Genomic DNA, 16,524 nt, shown 5'->3' with positions numbered 1-16,524 from the left:
AGATGACACGTTTTGCAGGCCTGCTGGCGTCCGCCCTTCTTCTGTTGCTGCCGATATCTTCCGCCCGCGCCGCGGTGCCCGAAGCGGCAACCGCGCTATTCGAGGCGAAAACCGTGTCCGACCGCAATGCCGCGCTGACCGCGCTCGAAGCCGCGGCATCAGGCGATCCGGCAGCGGCCTATGCCGCCGGCGCTGGCGAATTCTTCACCGCGCTGGAAATCCTTGGCGGCGGCCTGCACCGTCACGATTTCGAAAGCCCGCAATCCTTTATGCTGCCGCTGATGCGGCTTCCGGTCCCCGACAATCCCAGTCCCGAACCGCTGACCTACGAGCAGTTCCGCGCCATCCTGGTCGCCTTCCGCGACCGGCTGGAGAAATCCGCCGCCACGCTGCGCTCTGTACCGGCGGATGCCGATATCGGCATGGTCATTGACCTCACCCACGTCGGCATCGATCTCAACGAAGACGGCGCCATCGCGCCGGACGAAAGCATGGCTGCCATCATGGCCTCGCTGTCGCGCGGCGGCATCGCACCCGACGATACCGCGCCGGCGCTCGCCTTCCGCTTCGACCGTGCCGACGGTTACTGGCTGCAGGGCTATGCCGAGTTCCTGATGGCGCAGGCCGATTTCTGGCTGGCGCACGATTTCAGGACCATGTTCGACGGCTCGTTCCACATGCTGTTCCCGCACGCCAAACTGCCGTTGCAGGATGTCCTGGTGCCGCCGGCCGGCGACATGGGCAGCAGCATCTTCTCGTCGGAATGGCGCATCGCGGATTTCATCTCGATGGTGCATCTCGTCAACTGGCCGGTGGTCGAGCCGGAACGCCGGCAGGCCGCGCGCCGCCATCTCCTGGAAATGATCCAGCTGTCGCGCGAGGACTGGAAGGCGATCCGCGCAGAGACCGACAATGATCGCGAATGGTTGCCAGGACCGCAGCAGAAGGGCGAGAACCCGCTTACCGGCCTCGAAGTCGGTGAGGAGCAGGTCGAGGCCTGGCTCGCCACCTTGACGATGGCCGAGGACCTGCTGGAAGGCCGCAAGCTGCTGCCGCATTTCCGCATCACGGCCAGCACCGGCAAGGGCATCAACATGAAGCGCTTCTTCGAAGAGCCAAAGCCCTTCGACCTCGTGCTGTCCATCACCGGCCCGGCCATCGCGCCCTACCTCGAAGAAGGCGAGATCGTGACCAGCAGCGATTTCGACCAGATCCAGCGTCAGTTCGGCGGCGCCGGGTTTTTGACCTTTGCGCTGTGGTTCAACTGAGGACAGTCGTGCCAGCGCTCCTGACAGCCTTGTGTCAGGAGCCTCGGTTCGCATTCCGCGCCTCGCCACTGCACCCTTTCCATTTTGGCGGACTCTGCCCATATTTGGGGCATGGCCAAACTCCCTGATAAAAAGACGCCCTCGACGGTGGGTGATAACAGCGCTTCGCCGGCCAAGCGGCGCAGCCCGCTGACCGATTTCCTCGATGCCTCGGAGCCCCTGCACAAGGGTGGCTTCGCCGAGGCGCCGCAGGCCGATTTCACCGGTACGCCGCTCACCGGCTCGATTGCCGGCTGGGCGGAGCAGATCGAGCAGGAGGCCGAGAAGGAAGGACGCCTCTCCGGCAAGGACGGCAAATCGCCAAAGGCAGCGAAAAAGATACCCGAGCGCTCCGCCGCGCCCGGACGCACGGCGCGCGGCACCTCGATGGGCGGCGCAGCCACGGCGCGCGAACGCACGGCAGCCGGCCTCAACCCGGTCGCCGGTCTCGACATTTCGCTGGAAGACGCCGAGACCATGACCTCGAGCGGCGTCACCGCTACGGTGGCCGCCCTGTCGGCGCTGATCGAATCCGGCAACCCGCTGCACAAGGACGGCGTGTTGTGGACGCCGCACCGCCCTGCCCGCCCGGAAAAATCCGAAGGCGGCATCGCAATCAAGATGGTATCGGATTTCGAGCCGGCCGGCGACCAGCCGACCGCGATCAAGGATCTCGTCGAAGGCGTCGACAACAACGACCGCACCCAGGTGCTGCTCGGAGTCACCGGCTCGGGCAAAACCTTCACCATGGCCAAGGTGATCGAGGAAACGCAGCGCCCTGCCTTGATCCTGGCGCCCAACAAGACGCTGGCCGCGCAACTCTATTCCGAGTTCAAGAAATTCTTCCCCGACAATGCGGTGGAGTATTTTGTCTCGTATTACGACTACTACCAGCCGGAAGCCTACGTCCCGCGCACCGACACCTTCATCGAGAAGGAATCTTCAATCAACGAGCAGATCGATCGCATGCGCCACTCGGCGACCCGCTCGCTACTCGAGCGCGACGACGTCATCATCGTCGCCTCGGTGTCCTGCATCTACGGTATCGGCTCGGTCGAGACCTATACAGCGATGACCTTCCAGATGCAGATCGGCGACCGGCTCGACCAGCGCGCGCTGCTCGCCGACCTCGTCGCCCAGCAATACAAGCGCCAGGACATCAACTTCGTCCGAGGCTCGTTCCGCGTCCGCGGCGATACGATCGAGATCTTCCCGGCCCACCTTGAGGACCGCGCCTGGCGCATTTCGATGTTTGGCGACGAGATCGAGGCGATCACCGAATTCGATCCGCTCACCGGCCAGAAAACCGGCGAGCTGAAGAGCGTGAAGATCTACGCCAACTCGCACTATGTGACGCCGCGCCCGACCTTGAATCAAGCCATCAAGTCGATCAAGGAAGAACTCAAGCAGCGCCTGCAAGAGCTTGAAAAGGCTGGCCGTCTGCTGGAGGCGCAGCGGCTTGAGCAGCGCACCCGCTTCGACCTGGAGATGCTGGAAGCGACCGGCTCCTGCGCCGGCATCGAGAATTATTCGCGCTATCTCACCGGGCGCCAGCCGGGCGATCCGCCGCCGACCTTGTTCGAATACATCCCCGACAACGCCCTGGTCTTCGTCGACGAAAGCCACGTCACCGTGCCGCAGATCGGCGGCATGTATCGCGGCGACTTCAGGCGCAAGGCGACGCTGGCGGAGTATGGATTCCGCCTGCCGTCCTGCATGGACAACCGTCCGCTGCGCTTCGAGGAATGGGACGCCATGCGACCGCTCTCGGTCGCAGTTTCGGCGACGCCCGGCGGCTGGGAGATGGAGCAGTCCGGCGGCGTCTTTGCCGAGCAGGTCATCCGCCCGACCGGGCTGATCGACCCGCCGGTCGAGGTCCGCCCGGCCAAGAGTCAGGTCGACGATGTCGTCGGCGAGATCCGCGACACCACCGCCGCCGGCTACCGCACGCTGGTCACGGTGCTGACCAAGCGCATGGCCGAGGACCTGACCGAATATCTGCATGAGCAAGGCATTCGCGTCCGCTACATGCACTCCGACATCGATACGCTGGAGCGCATCGAGATCCTTAGGGATTTGCGCCTCGGCGCCTTCGACGTGCTGGTCGGCATCAACCTGCTGCGCGAAGGCCTCGACATTCCCGAATGCGGCTTCGTCGCCATTCTCGATGCCGACAAGGAGGGCTTCCTGCGTTCGGAGACGTCGCTGATCCAGACCATAGGCCGCGCCGCCAGAAACGTTGACGGCAAGGTCATCCTCTATGCCGACCAGATCACCGGCTCGATGGAGCGGGCAATGGCCGAGACCAACCGCCGCCGCGAAAAGCAGATGGAGTGGAATGCGGCCAACGGCATCACCCCGGAATCGGTCAAGTCGCGCATCTCCGACATTCTGGATTCGGTCTACGAGAAGGACCACGTCCGCGCCGACATCTCGCAGTTCACCGACAGCGCCGGCGCCATGATGGGCAACAATCTCAAGGCCCATCTCGACGCCATGGAAAAGCAGATGCGCGACGCGGCCGCCAATCTCGACTTCGAGAAGGCTGCCCGCATCCGCGACGAGATCAAGCGCTTGCGCGAGATGGAGCTGTCGATCTCGGAAGACCCGCTGGCGAAATATGCCGACATGGAAAGCCCGGTTTCGGGTCGCGAGAAGGGCAAGCACAACAAGGGCGTGGCCAAGCATCGCACAGCTGAAGAACAGGAGCGTTTCCGCAAACTCGATGAAGCCCGCGCCGCCGAAGAGGCGGCCAAGGCTGCCCGGTCCAACCTCTTCCGCAAGCCCGATCTAGACGAGATGGGCGCCGATGGCGCCGTGCCGGTGAAGAAGCCGATGTTCGCCAAACCCTCGATCGACGACATGGGGCCCGGCACCGACATGCCGACACCGGCCGGCGCCGTCTCGCGTTCGCTGTTCAAGAAACAGACGGCATCCGAAGCGCACGGCTCCGATTTCGGCATTCCGGGCGATGCCACCAAGCCGCTGTTCAAGAAGAACTCGCTCGACGAGATGACCGTGCGCCGCACCGAAAAGCCCGTCGAAGGAAAAGTGCCGGCCAAGCCACAGCCGATCTCCCCCCTTGTGGGGGAGATGTCCGGCAGGACAGAGGGGGGCGCGAAGGAACGCGACGATTCCCCTAAACCGTTCGTCCGCCAGCGCACCGGCATCGGCTCCTACGAAGACCCAGGCGACGCCCGCCGCGAAAAGCGTCGGCCGGGCAAGACCGGGCGGCCAGGAAAGTAGCCACCCTTCGAAAAACGGAGCCAGATCGATAGAGCATCGGTGGTTGGTTTAGCCTGCAAGCTGCCAATGTCACCGTTTCGGAAAGACGGTCAGCCAGCACGTTGGTTAGGCCAATCCGTCTATTCTCGATCAAAATCAACCAAGACGGAGCCATCATCTGCTATCGCACAGAGGCTAATAATTTGCAGGACGTATTCTTCCAGAAGAAGAAATTCCTCCTTGGTTACCATAGAATTTTCATTGACCCTTGAAAGAATATTTTCCGTATACAAAGGCGAAGCTGATACCAATGTGATCCACGTATATCTGAATCGAATATTATTTGTAGAACATTTACGGATAGTTTCGAATATTGATATATATTCGCCCTGATTTATTTCGTAATTCATTGCAGATCTTCTCAATAGGATTCAACGCCCATAAATGGTTAGCGTGGGTTGGCATATACATCGGGCTTTGCATGATTTGTAAAGGCTGTACCTTATTCGAGCTCCCATCCGCGTCAAATTCTCTCCCATCCGCGCCGGTGAAGGCGTAGCCTTGCCATCATCACCGCCCTTGGTGTAATCCGACACTATACTCGAACGTCTCGAAAGGAGGGCTCACGTGTTTACGTTTTTTCGTCACCATCGTCAGCGTGGCCCGATTTCTGCCCTGCGAGCTTGCTTGCAGGGCTGACCAGGGACGGTCCGGGTTTTTCCCGCTTCGATTTTTTTGGTCTGCCCTTCGTGGTGCGCAAAGCCGAGCCTGATGGCCGCTACGCGCACCGTCAAAGTGCATCAGCCGGACTTTCCGGCCAGACCAGAGAAATCACAATGGCCCTGATCAGCCTCAAATCCCTCGGCGTCACCATGAGTGCGCCGCTGTTTTCCAACCTCGACCTCACCATCGGCACCGGCGACCGGCTGGGCATCGTTGCCGCCAACGGTCGCGGCAAGTCGACCTTGCTCAAATGCCTGACCGGCGTGATGGAGCCGACCTCCGGCGACATTTCGCGTACCCGCGGCCTGCGCGTCGGCCATGTCGAGCAGTCCGTCCCTCCTGCCCTGCTCGGCCGCACCTTCCACCAGGTGGTGGCCGATGCCTTGCCGCCCGAGCAGGCCGACAGCGAGATGTGGCGGGTCGACGTGGTGCTCGACTCGCTGGACGTGCCCGAGCCGATGCGCGAGCGGCCGATGCAGGCGCTGAGCGGCGGCTGGCAGCGTCTGGCGCTGATCGCCCGCATCTGGGTCACCGAGCCAGATGTGCTTTTGCTCGACGAGCCGACCAACCATCTCGACCTCGCCAAGATCAGCCAGCTGGAGACCTGGCTGAACGCGCTGCCGCGTGAGGTGCCGGTGGTGATCGCCAGCCACGACCGCGCCTTTCTCGACGCCGTCACCAACCGCACGCTGTTCCTGCGCCCGGAGGAATCGCCGGTGTTTGCGCTGCCCTATTCGCGGGCAAGACAGGCCCTCGACGACCTCGACGCTTCGACGGCGCGCCGGTTCGAACGCGACATGAAGGTTGCCCAGCAGCTGCGCAAGCAGGCCGCCAAGCTCAACAACATCGGCATCAATTCCGGCAGTGACCTTTTGACGGTGAAAACCAAGCAGCTCAGGGAGCGGGCGGAGAAGCTGGAAGACGCCGCGGTATCGGCGCATCGCGAGAAATCGGCCGGCGCGATCCGGCTGGCCAACCGCGGTACCCACGCCAAGGTGCTGATCACGCTCGACGACGAGGCGGTGGAAACGCCCGACGGCGCGCTGCTGTTCAAAACCGGCAAGCGCCACATCTGCCAGGGCGACCGCATCGTGCTGCTCGGCCGCAACGGCGTCGGCAAGTCGCGTTTCGTCACTCTGATCCGCAACGCCATCGCCGAACCGGACACGGTGCCTAATGTGAAGGTGACGCCGTCAACGGTGCTTGGCTACAGCGACCAGGCCCTGGCCGGCATCAGCAGCGACGACACGCCGTTGGCCATGGTCTCGCGCCGCTACGATGTCGGCCAGCAGCGCGCCCGTTCGCTGCTGGCCGGCGCCGGCGTGGTCATCGAGATGCAGGAGAAAAAGATCGGCGTGCTGTCGGGCGGCCAGAAGGCGCGGCTGATGATGCTGGCGCTCAGGCTCGCCAATCCCAACTTCTATCTGCTGGACGAGCCGACCAACCATCTCGACATCGATGGCCAGGAAGCGCTGGAGGAGGAATTGCTCAAGCACCAGGCAAGCTGCGTGCTCGCCTCGCACGACCGTTCCTTCATCCGCGCCATCGGCAACCGCTTCTGGCTGATCGACAAACGGCGGCTGACGGAAGTCGAGGACCCGGAGGAGTTCTTCCGTTCGGTGGCCGAGACACACGATTGAGGGTGACTACATAGTCCGGGCCGGCATCTGGAAGTAGTGCCGGCCCGTCGAAAGTATTAGCGACATGGCCATACTTCCCCATCGGTCGGAAAAGGCGCATTCTGAAGCTTCCGCGAACCGAGGGAGGAAACGGTCATGGGTGGGGTGGACGTCGTCAAGAGCCTTTATGATGCCTATGCAAAACGCGACATCAAAGGTGCGCTGGACCACTGCGCCGACGATGTTGTCTTCCGCTGGGTCGCCGAACCGGGGGCCCCGTATATCAGTGCAGGCAGCGGCAAGGAGGAGTTCCTCGCCCGTCTGATGTCGCTGGACAATGATTTCGAATACCGGAGCTTCCGTCCGGTTGATATCATCCATAGCGGCGACAGAATTGCAGCCCAGGTCGAAATCCATCTGACGCGCAGAACCAACGGCCAGGAGCTTGTCATGCGCACCGCCGATTTCTGGACGGTACGCGACGGCAAGGTCATCGAGATGGTGGAGTATTACGACACCGCCCTTGCCGCGTCGGTCCTGTAGAAATATTTTCGACCACCTGTCGGATCGCCTGAATCTGCTGCGTCCTTGGGATGCCGACACGATGATGCCGGCTTCATCTGAGGAGAAAGCATCATGTCCATTTTGTCATCCATAGGCCGCGTCGCCGCCCGTTATGCGCAGAACCGCGCCCGCTATCGCAGCGAACGCGAGCTGCTGTCCCTGCCGATCGAACTGCGCAAGGATATTGGCTGGCCGGAAATCGTCATCGACGCGCAAAACGGCCCGCGGATCTGCAGGGCATCCTGACCATGCGGTCGGAAAATATCGATGCAGGCCGCCGCGGGGCGACCGTTGCTCAGTCATGCGTGTCGCCCGACAGCGGCGTCGCCTGCATCGATCCGCGCTTTTCGAACGCGTCGAACCAGCGTGTCAGACGTGTCCTGGCGCGAAACGACGGAAGCTGGCGGAACGCCATCCAGGACAGCGTGGTGGCGAGCGCTATGTGGCCGACATGCAGCGGCGCCTCGTCGTCCAGCGTGCTGTCGATCCAGTCATAGCTCGCCTCGATTTTTTCCCGGCATCCTTCGGCGAGCGTGGCATAGCGCAGCTGTTCGGGACGCCTTTCCGTCTCCCAGCGCAAAGCTATGCCCGTCTGCGCCAGACCCTGCGCCACCGCCTGCAGCCGCAAGGCATGCCAGCGCGCCTCGCCATCCGGCGGCAGCAATTTGCGGCCATCATGCAGCGTGTCGAGATAGGCGCAAATGACATCGGAATTGAAGAGCGGCGACGCATCTGGCCGCAGCAGCACCGGCACCTTGCCGAGCGGGTTTTCGGCATAGACACGGGCGTTGCGCAAGGTCGGGCTGGTCTCGTGATGAATGACCTCGAGCCGGTCGGCGAGGCCGACCTCATGGGCGAAGACCAGTGCCTTGCGCGCGAAGGGCGAGTGGGTCTGGTAGTAAAGGATCATGGTCGTCTCGGGGATTGAAGAAGCAGTCGCCTGTTCTAGCCTGCGGGCTGAGAGGATTGCGCTCTGATTGGGCGGCTCCGACGCAAGTTCATTTCACGCCAAAAAAATCGCAGCGGCCATGTAGGATTGCCGCCGCCTCGTTCGTCCTGGGGTTCGCAAGACGAGATCAAGCGCCCAGACCAAACGCAAAGAGGAGCAAGACATGACCGATCAGACCCCCGTTCAGCCGGCCGCAAAAGTTCTCGGTGGATTGACCCCCTATCTGCAACTGGACGGCGCCTTCAAGGCTGCCGAATTCTACAAGAAGGCCTTCGGCGCCGAGCAGGTGTTCTTCTATCCGCCGGACGACCAGGGCCGCACCATGCACATCCACCTCCACATCAACGGCTCGACCTTGATGCTCTCGGATTTCTATCCCGAAAACGGCATGCCCGCCGTCAAGCCGCAGGGCTACACCATGCAGCTCCATCTCGGCGCCGACGACATCGAAGCCTGGTGGAAGCGCGCCATCGAGGCTGGCTGCGAAGTCGCCGTGCCGCTGCAGGTCATGTTCTGGGGCGACCAGTGGGGAAGCATGCGCGACCCCTTCGGCGTCGAATGGGCGATGAACGCGCCGGTGAAGAAGACCTAGTACCTCCAGGAGCGCATCGTCCTCTGTGATGCGCCTCACGCGCCGGGTTGCACCCCTGCCGACCCGGCGCCCGATTTCACGAAAGGAACCCGCAATGTCCTATGTCGATGGTTTTGTACTCGCAGTGCCGAAGGCGAAGCTTGATGACTACAAGAAGCTGGCCAATCTGGCTGGGCCGATCTGGATAGAGCACGGCGCGCTGTCCTATGTCGAATGCATCGGTGACGATGTGCCTTATGGCGAAGTCACCTCGTTTCCGCGTGCCGTGCAGGCCAAGGACGACGAAGTGGTCATCTTTGCCTGGGCCACCTATCAATCGCGCGCGAGCCGCGATGCCGTTATGGCCAAGGTGATGGCCGACCCGCGTTTTACACCCGATCGACCTATGCCCTTCGATATGAAGCGCATGATCTTCGGCGGCTTCCAGCCCTTCGTGGAACTGTAGCCGCCACCTCAGTCCAACTTGTCCAGCAGCGGCTTCAGCCTGTCGCCATACCGCTTCCACAGATCGATCGAGCCTTGGTACATCGGCTGGCGCACTTGCGCCGCCGAAGCCGTGCGCACCGGACGATCGGTCTCGTGGAAAGACAGCACCTTGTCATCCCAGGGCAGGCCGAGATGCGCTATCAGCGCCCGCGTCTGCCCCACCTGGTCGGCAACGAAATCCTCGTAGCGCACATCGTGGACGACGCCGGGCAGCACGCTGCGCCAATGCGCCATGATGTCGGAGTAGAGATTGTGGAAGTCGGCGAGTTCGCCGAGATCATAGCCGTAGCGGTGACTGTCGCCGCGGAAATGCACCTTGTAGATCGAAAGGCAGGTCGCCGCCGCATCGCGTGCGCAATGGATGATTTTGGCGTTCGGCAGCATCATGTGGATGAAGCCGATGAGCAGGAAGTTGCCGGGCATCTTGTCGGTGACATGCCTGAAGTTGGGATAGCGGGCATGCAACATGTCGAGATAGGCTCGGCCTGCCTCGGCGAACTCCGTGTCGGATACATCAACCAGTCCCCAAGGGAAGCCGCCGGGCATATTTGTCGGGAACTGCTTGCCGACTGCGGTCTTCAAAATGCTGAGCTCGCCCGCACCGTAGACCTGCGGATGGCTGGCGATGATCTGCTCGACCAGCGTGGTGCCGGAGCGCGGCATGCCGACGACAAAGATCGGCGTGTCGTCCGATATCGCGGCTGGCTTGTGCTTTTCGAAAAAGCCGGCGTCGAACACCGTCTTCATCGCATCGAATTCGGCGCGTGTCCTGACGGAATCGTAGTCGATGCCCTTGCGACGAATGGCATTGCCTTCGGCGAAATAGTCGAAGGCCCTGCTGTAATCCTTCAAATCGTCATTGGCCTTGCCGAGGCCGAAGGAGAGCTGCATGCGCGCCAGGCTGTCGGCGGGCGCCTTCGCATGCTGTGCCTCCATGCCGGCGAGTTCGGCGTCGCGCTCCTTCTGGCGCTTGACCTGCGTCAGCATCAGCCAGGCTTTGGCCATGCCCGGCGTGATCGCCAGCGCCTGCCGGAACAGATCGGCCGCTTCGTCGAGCTTGCCTTTTTCCATCAGCCCGACGCCGAGCCCATGCAACAGGTCGGCATCCTTGGGCCGGATGGTCAGCGCCTCGCGGAAGGTCGCCAGCGCCTCGTCCAGACGCGCGGCCTCCTGCAGCGTTTCGGCAAGCCCGATGCGGGCACGGACATGGAAGGGATTGCGCCCGACTGTGCCGCGATAGATCGCTTCGGCCTCCTCGAACTGGCCGAGCTGTTTCAACGCCGAACCCAGATTATCGCGTGCCGCAAGCTGGTCGGGCTTGAGATCGACCGCGCCGCGGAAGAAATCGGCGGCCGCTGCAACGCGACCGAGATCGCGCATCACCGTGCCGAGATTGTTGAGGAAATCGGGATTCTTCGGCTGCAGATGCACCGACTGCTCGATCAGCTCCAGTCCTTCGGCGCTACGCCCGGTCTGGTGCAGCAGCAGGCCCAGGAAGTGCGCCGCCGCCGCATGATTGGCCTTGCGCGCCAGCACCTGCCGGTAGAGCGCCTCGGCCTCCTGCCGGCGCCCGGCCTGATGCAGCTGCAGCGCCTGCTGCACATATTGGTCGAGGCCTAGTGGCGGCTGTCCGCCAGTTCCAGCACCCGCCGCTCTTCTCTGATCTCTGTTGATGGGAAACCTGCCGTGTTTGTCCGCTTGCCGGACCTAAGGCATGGAAGAGACAGATTCAAGGGCGCGGCTTTGCAGCTGGCTCGGACCGCAACCACCAGCGCCCCGCGACGTTGAGCCTACATACCATCGCAGGAGCCACTATGTCCCTCGCAGCCTTCGCCATCAATTGCTCACTGAAAGCCTCCAGCGACAGGGAAAAATCCTCCACCGACAAGATCATTGCTGACCTGTTTGCGGCGTTGAAACCGCATGGCGTCAAGGGCGAGGTCGTGCGCGCGCTCGACCATGACATCAAGCCCGGCGTGCTGTCCGACATGGGCAAGGGCGATGACTGGCCGAAGCTGCGCGCAAAAATCGTCGCCGCCGACATCTTCATCCTCGGCCTGCCGATCTGGATGGGTCAGCCGTCGAACGTCGCCAAGCGGGTCATGGAACGGATGGACGCGTTTCTTGAGGAAACCGACGACAAGGGCCGCATGCCGGCCGCCGGCAAGGTGGCGTTGGTAGCGATCGTCGGCAATGAGGACGGCGCCCAGTCACTCAACGATGTCGGCTTCACCATTCCCGCCAATGGCGGCGTCTACTAGGTTGGCGAGGCCATGGGCGACGTCAACTATGTCGACCTGCCGAAAACCCCTGACAAGGTCGCCGGCATGATCGAGATGGCTGCCTCCAACGCCGCGCATCTGGCTGGGCTGTTGAAAGCCAAGACTTATACTGGCGTGAACAAATAAGTAGGTCTCCCTCGGAGAGAAGGGAAAAGTCTCAGCAGGGACCGTTGTCGACGACGCGGTAGTCGGCGGCACGAGCCTCGCAGGCGTTGGGGAAGGTGCGCAGTTCGCCGTGCCGGCGGGCGCAGACGGGCGCGTATTCGCGGGTGCAGAACGTCGGCTCCTCGCCACCGCCGCCACCACCGCCATCACGGCAAGGGCCGTCGCGCACGATGCGGTAGCCCGAGCGCTCCGCGAGGCAGGCATTGGCGAAGGTCTGGCGGTCGCCACCGCGCCGTGCGCAGACCGGCTCGTATTCCCTGGTGCAGAATTCCGGTTCGGGCCGTGGCGGGCGCGGACGCGGTCCCGGCCCCTCATCGACGACGACGGTGCAGGCCGCAAGAAGACCCGACAGGAAGAGAATGGTAAAACCCTGGCGCGAGAAGATCGTCGCAAGAAATTTCATGAATATGCCTCGTCGAGACCCCCGTCCCGGCGCAAAACGCGCCGGTCGATCCTCGCCATTCCCTTGCCAAATGCAACCCCCGTTTGCGGCGCACCGGAGCCATCCGATGCCCTCGCCCCCGCATTGTTCCGGCCTGGACCAGCCCGCTGGACCATGCGTGGCCGGGCTCTGGCTGATGACCGCCAACGGGGCCGGGTCTATCGAAGCGCCTGCGTTGGGAAGCGTCGATGGCCGCGGCCCGCGGCGCTATCTTGCAACTATCACGTTTCCGTGCGATAAATTTTGTGTTCGGGCATTTGCGACCCGGAGAGCGGAACGTTTTGGACGACCTTTCCCCGATACTGTGAATCTCTGACGGCCCCGTTTTCGGCGGGGGGTTTTACCATGCGCAAATGCAGGACTGCCGAAGCAACCACCGGGACTTGCCCACGATGCCAGGCGGCGGGCAAACCACAAGACTGACACGGGTGAAGGAGTTTCCCCAATGGCCCAGACCGGCACCGTTAAATTCTTCAACGCGACCAAAGGCTTCGGCTTCATCACGCCCGACGGCGGCGCCAAGGATGTGTTCGTCCACATTTCTGCGATCGAGGCTTCGGGCCTGCGTACCCTCGTCGACGGCCAGAAGGTCACGTTCGACGTTGAACCCGATCGCATGGGCAAGGGTCCGAAGGCGGTCAATCTCCGCGCGGCCTGAACCGGCGTTGCCGGCGCGCCCGCCAGGGCGCGCGAAAAAAGCACTTTGAGCGTGCTTGAACCGGCTTTGTCAGCCGTCCCAGATATTCGAAGGCGCGACGTTTCCCGTCGCGCCTTTTTCATGTCCGCCGTCGCCGTGACAAAGGACGCTCGACCCGTTCATGGGATGGCTGCTCGCCGGAGCGATCGTCTGACGAGAATTGCCTTCGGTGCAACGATCTATTTGAGCCTCCTTGATCGTTGCCGAGTTCGCCAAAACTTTCTCTTGCCGATGGCGCTAAAATAAAGGACAAATTTCCCTTCGGGCATTTGCCGGCCCGAAAACTGGACTTTATGGGATCAAAGGGAGCTTCCCATGCCGCAGACCGGCACCGTCAAATTCTTCAATCATGCCAAAGGTTTCGGCTTCATCACGCCGGACGACGGGCAGAAGGATGTCTTCGTCCACATTTCCGCCGTGCAGGCGTCGGGTCTTCCCGGTCTGGAGGATGGGCAGAAAGTGACATTCGACACCGAGCCGGACAAGCGCGGCAAGGGTCCGAAGGCCGTCAATCTGTCGGTCGGCTAAGCCGGCTCAAGACAGCCTGGACGGAGATTGATGAGGCGGAGCGCCTTCCGCAAGCGTGTGGTTTTTGCCGCATGACCTGAATTAAAGGTGCAAATTCCGTTCAGCCCCCGTTCAGCCACGGTCTCCTATTAATCGTCCCCAAGGCCGGACCGCATCCCCGAAAGAACTACCCGGACTGGCACGAAGGAGACCAAAATGAACCGCATTTTCAAGACCGCCATCCTGGGCGCCGCGCTCGCCGCGACCACGCTCACCACCTTTTCGGCAGCCAATGCCGATGACTGGGGCTGGCGCCATCATCATGGCCGCCACCATAATGGCGACGCTCTCGCCGCAGGTGTCGTCGGCCTCGCGGCAGGCGCCCTGATTGCCGGCGCGCTGAGCAACCCGCAGCCGCGCTACAACAGCGCTTACGACGACGACTACGAGTACCGCGAAGTGCGGCCGGTCCGCCGTTACTACGCTGAGCCGCGCGTCGTCTATGCCGACCGTTATGCCGAGCCGTGGACCCGCGACTGGTACGAGTACTGCTCGGACCGCTACCGGAGCTTCAATGCCCGCAGCGGCACGTTCACCGGCAATGACGGTGAGCAGCATTTCTGCACCGCCAACTGAGGCTTCCCTGCCCCAACAAAAAGCGCTGATCGCAAGGCCGGCGCTTTTTTTGTTGGCAAAAAGACATCGCTAAGTAAGAAACGGATTGGTCCGCCGCTCCTCGCCAAAACGGCCCCCGGGGCCATGGCCGCAGATGAAGCCGATGTCGTCGCCGAGCGGCAAAAGCTTGTTCTTGATCGAGGCGATCAGCGTCGCATGGTCGCCGCCCGGCAGGTCGGTGCGCCCCACCGAGCCGCGAAACAGCACATCGCCGACATGGGCGAACTTGGCCGCCCGGTTATAGTACACGACATGACCCGGCGCATGGCCGGGGCAATGCAGCACCTCGAATACATGCGAGCCAAACGACACCGTGTCACCCTCGCTGAGGAACCTGTCGGGAACGCAGTTGCGGACCCCGGCAATGCCGTAGCGCTGTCCCTGCTTCTCGAGATTATCGAGCAGTAGCTTGTCGGCTTCATGCGGACCGATGATCTCGACGCCGAGTGCTTCCTTCAGCTCCATGGCGCCGCCGGCATGGTCGATATGGCCATGGGTGATCCAGATCGCGCCGGCCGGGATCGCGTTGTCCTTCAGCACCGCCAGCACCTTGTCGATGTCGCCGCCCGGATCGACGACGACGCCATGCTTGTCATCCATGTCGAACAGGATGGTGCAGTTCTGCTGGAAGGGCGTGACCGGCACGATGCCGGCATTGAGCTGACCCATGATTGTCCTTTCTGAGTTTCCTCCCGATGTAGAGGCGCCACAGCCCAGCGGCAATCCCGGCTCAAACGAAATGGGCGGCCCAACGGCCGCCCATTTGACGAAGCCCGAGATTTCGAGGCTTATTTCTTCATCGCGCCCATGACCGCACCGATGATGCCGGTGAGGATCGCGCCGCCGCCTGCGCCGCCGACGAGATTGTCTACGTTAAACGCGCTGCCTGCTGCCGTCGCGGCCGCTGCCGGGTCGACCGTGCCGCCGCCGAGCAGGCTGCCGAGGATCGCCGCGCCGCCGACGCCGCCAATGGCGCCGCCCAGGATTTTGGTCAACTGGCCCATCGCCGCATTCTTCAGCGCGACACCAATCGCCTGGCCACCGACAACACCCGCTATTACCTGCACAACGATCGCAATGAGCGTGTTCGTATCCATGTACCTAGTCCCTCCATAGCTGCCAGCCTCCCGGGCCGACGCCATCATGAGACGCCGAATTAGACGAAAGTCAAATGCGTAAATGCTGAAATAAAAGGGGCGGCCCTAAAACCGCCCCTGCTTGCGAAAAAAGCTGTGATTTTCGTTATTCTGCGGCTATCGCATGCTTAGGCTGCACTGCGGCAGAATAGTCGTTCATCAAAGTCTTGGCGATCTCGCCGACCTCGAATCGGTAGGGACCGATCTCGGAAACCGGCGTCACTTCCGCCGCCGTCCCGGTGAGGAAGCACTGCTCGAAACCTTCGAGCTCCTCAGGCATGATGGCGCGCTCGATCACCTCGAGGCCACGGTCCTTGGCGAGGCCAATGACGGTGCGGCGGGTGATGCCGTCGAGGAAGCAATCGGGCTTGGGCGTATGGATCTTGCCGTCCTTGACGAAGAAGATGTTGGCGCCGGTGGCTTCGGCGACCTGGCCGCGCCAGTCGAGCATCATGGCGTCGGCATAGCCCTTGGCCTCGGCGGCATGCTTGGACATGGTGCAGATCATGTAGAGGCCGGCGGCCTTCGACTTCGACGGCGCCGTGCGCGGATCGGGCCGGCGCCATTCCGCCAGATCGAGGCGGATGCCCTTGAGCTTCTGCGCCGGATCGAAATAGCTCGGCCATTGCCAGATGGCGATGGCGCAGTTGATGCGGCTGTTCTGCGCCGAAACGCCCATCTGTTCGCTGCCGCGCCAGGCGATCGGCCTGACATAGGCATCCTGGAAACCCTGCTTCTTCAACAGCGTGGTCGAGGCGTCGTTGAGCTCGGCCACCGAATAGGGAATCTTGAAGCCGAGCAGGCGCGCCGATTCATGCAGGCGCTCGGTATGCTCGTTCAGCTTGAAAATCGCGCCGCCATAGGCGCGCTCGCCCTCGAAGACGGCGCTGGCATAGTGCAGGCCGTGGGTCAGCACGTGGATCTTGGCGTCGGCCCATTTGACGAACTCGCCGTTCATCCAGATGAAGCCTTCAAGCTGGTCGAAGGGAACGGATGCCATGGAAACCTCCCGCGGGCGGCGGCCCGCACATCATTGGTGTTCTTGTTTGTTTCGCGACAGCCGCGTCAGGGCGGCCGGGTATCTTGAAGCCTAAGCGGATAATCGAACTCTGGCAAACTCAGGAAGTTCCGGAAAAACCGCGCTCCCTTGCCTTT

At 62.3% G+C, this 16,524-nt stretch carries 16 protein-coding genes and 1 pseudogene; 11 read left to right on the top strand and 6 right to left on the bottom strand.

What is annotated here, in order from left to right; translation table 11 throughout:
• The first annotated feature begins 2 nt into the window (after positions 1 to 2).
• From ACWGTO_RS22025 to ACWGTO_RS22005, 5 genes are all read left to right on the top strand, one after another.
• Positions 3 to 1,268 (top strand): hypothetical protein, encoded by a 1,266-nt coding sequence (locus tag ACWGTO_RS22025; protein ID WP_454576910.1) that lies wholly within the window; start codon positions 3 to 5, stop codon positions 1,266 to 1,268.
• Positions 1,269 to 1,379: 111 nt separating this feature from the next.
• Positions 1,380 to 4,553: an excinuclease ABC subunit UvrB gene (uvrB, locus tag ACWGTO_RS22020; RefSeq protein ID WP_454576909.1), complete on the top strand. Its 3,174-nt coding sequence runs from the start codon at positions 1,380 to 1,382 to the stop codon at positions 4,551 to 4,553.
• A gap of 815 nt (positions 4,554 to 5,368) precedes the next feature.
• Positions 5,369 to 6,895 (top strand): ABC-F family ATP-binding cassette domain-containing protein, encoded by a 1,527-nt coding sequence (locus ACWGTO_RS22015; RefSeq protein WP_454576908.1) that lies wholly within the window; start codon positions 5,369 to 5,371, stop codon positions 6,893 to 6,895.
• Positions 6,896 to 7,030: 135 nt separating this feature from the next.
• Positions 7,031 to 7,417, top strand: coding sequence for a nuclear transport factor 2 family protein (locus ACWGTO_RS22010; protein ID WP_454576907.1), 387 nt, complete (start codon positions 7,031 to 7,033; stop codon positions 7,415 to 7,417).
• Between the two features lie 93 nt (positions 7,418 to 7,510).
• Positions 7,511 to 7,684 carry a hypothetical protein gene (locus ACWGTO_RS22005; RefSeq protein ID WP_454576906.1) on the top strand — a complete coding sequence of 58 codons (174 nt, stop codon included), beginning with the start codon at positions 7,511 to 7,513 and terminating at the stop codon, positions 7,682 to 7,684.
• 49 nt (positions 7,685 to 7,733) lie between these two features.
• Here the strand turns inward: ACWGTO_RS22005 and ACWGTO_RS22000 are convergent, their stop codons facing one another.
• On the bottom strand, positions 7,734 to 8,348 hold the full coding sequence (locus ACWGTO_RS22000; protein ID WP_454576905.1) for a glutathione S-transferase family protein: 615 nt from the start codon (positions 8,346 to 8,348) through the stop codon (positions 7,734 to 7,736).
• A gap of 202 nt (positions 8,349 to 8,550) precedes the next feature.
• On the opposite strand from ACWGTO_RS22000, the gene ACWGTO_RS21995 reads away from it, so the two are divergent.
• Both ACWGTO_RS21995 and ACWGTO_RS21990 read left to right on the top strand, forming a co-directional pair.
• Positions 8,551 to 8,979, top strand: coding sequence for a VOC family protein (locus ACWGTO_RS21995; protein ID WP_454576904.1), 429 nt, complete (start codon positions 8,551 to 8,553; stop codon positions 8,977 to 8,979).
• Positions 8,980 to 9,073: 94 nt separating this feature from the next.
• A complete protein-coding gene (locus ACWGTO_RS21990) occupies positions 9,074 to 9,424 on the top strand; it encodes a DUF1428 domain-containing protein (protein ID WP_454576903.1) in 351 nt (116 codons plus the stop codon).
• Between the two features lie 8 nt (positions 9,425 to 9,432).
• On the opposite strand, the gene ACWGTO_RS21985 is transcribed toward ACWGTO_RS21990, so the two are convergent.
• Positions 9,433 to 11,067, bottom strand: coding sequence for a tetratricopeptide repeat-containing sulfotransferase family protein (locus ACWGTO_RS21985; protein ID WP_454576902.1), 1,635 nt, complete (start codon positions 11,065 to 11,067; stop codon positions 9,433 to 9,435).
• Between the two features lie 212 nt (positions 11,068 to 11,279).
• Between ACWGTO_RS21985 and ACWGTO_RS21980 the strand changes: the two are divergent.
• Positions 11,280 to 11,873, top strand: a pseudogene (locus ACWGTO_RS21980) (flavodoxin family protein).
• 31 nt (positions 11,874 to 11,904) lie between these two features.
• Here the strand turns inward: ACWGTO_RS21980 and ACWGTO_RS21975 are convergent.
• Positions 11,905 to 12,315 carry a Kazal-type serine protease inhibitor domain-containing protein gene (locus ACWGTO_RS21975; RefSeq protein WP_454576901.1) on the bottom strand — a complete coding sequence of 137 codons (411 nt, stop codon included), beginning with the start codon at positions 12,313 to 12,315 and terminating at the stop codon, positions 11,905 to 11,907.
• Positions 12,316 to 12,799: 484 nt separating this feature from the next.
• Between ACWGTO_RS21975 and ACWGTO_RS21970 the strand changes: the two genes are divergently transcribed.
• The 3 genes from ACWGTO_RS21970 (at position 12,800) to ACWGTO_RS21960 (ending at position 14,194) form a co-directional block, all read left to right on the top strand.
• Positions 12,800 to 13,012: a cold-shock protein gene (locus ACWGTO_RS21970; RefSeq protein WP_006202520.1), complete on the top strand. Its 213-nt coding sequence runs from the start codon at positions 12,800 to 12,802 to the stop codon at positions 13,010 to 13,012.
• 354 nt (positions 13,013 to 13,366) lie between these two features.
• Positions 13,367 to 13,579 carry a cold-shock protein gene (locus ACWGTO_RS21965; protein ID WP_112561038.1) on the top strand — a complete coding sequence of 71 codons (213 nt, stop codon included), beginning with the start codon at positions 13,367 to 13,369 and terminating at the stop codon, positions 13,577 to 13,579.
• A gap of 195 nt (positions 13,580 to 13,774) precedes the next feature.
• Entirely contained in the window at positions 13,775 to 14,194 is a 420-nt protein-coding gene (locus tag ACWGTO_RS21960; RefSeq protein ID WP_454576900.1) for a BA14K family protein, read from the top strand.
• A 69-nt stretch (positions 14,195 to 14,263) separates the two neighbouring features.
• On the opposite strand, the gene ACWGTO_RS21955 is transcribed toward ACWGTO_RS21960, so the two are convergent.
• The 3 genes from ACWGTO_RS21955 to ACWGTO_RS21945 all read right to left on the bottom strand — a co-directional run bounded on the left by ACWGTO_RS21955 (position 14,264) and on the right by ACWGTO_RS21945 (position 16,369).
• The gene (locus ACWGTO_RS21955; protein WP_454576899.1) at positions 14,264 to 14,902 is read right to left on the bottom strand and encodes an MBL fold metallo-hydrolase; all 639 of its coding nucleotides are present in this window, start codon (positions 14,900 to 14,902) and stop codon (positions 14,264 to 14,266) included.
• A gap of 119 nt (positions 14,903 to 15,021) precedes the next feature.
• Positions 15,022 to 15,330 carry a hypothetical protein gene (locus ACWGTO_RS21950; RefSeq protein ID WP_454576898.1) on the bottom strand — a complete coding sequence of 103 codons (309 nt, stop codon included), beginning with the start codon at positions 15,328 to 15,330 and terminating at the stop codon, positions 15,022 to 15,024.
• A gap of 145 nt (positions 15,331 to 15,475) precedes the next feature.
• A complete protein-coding gene (locus ACWGTO_RS21945; protein ID WP_112561042.1) occupies positions 15,476 to 16,369 on the bottom strand; it encodes a branched-chain amino acid aminotransferase in 894 nt (297 codons plus the stop codon).
• Positions 16,370 to 16,524: the final 155 nt, after the last annotated feature.

Source organism: Mesorhizobium sp. PL10 (assembly GCF_053714315.1).
Note: the sequence above shows the minus strand (reverse complement) of the source record. Positions and strands in the feature narration are given on the sequence as shown.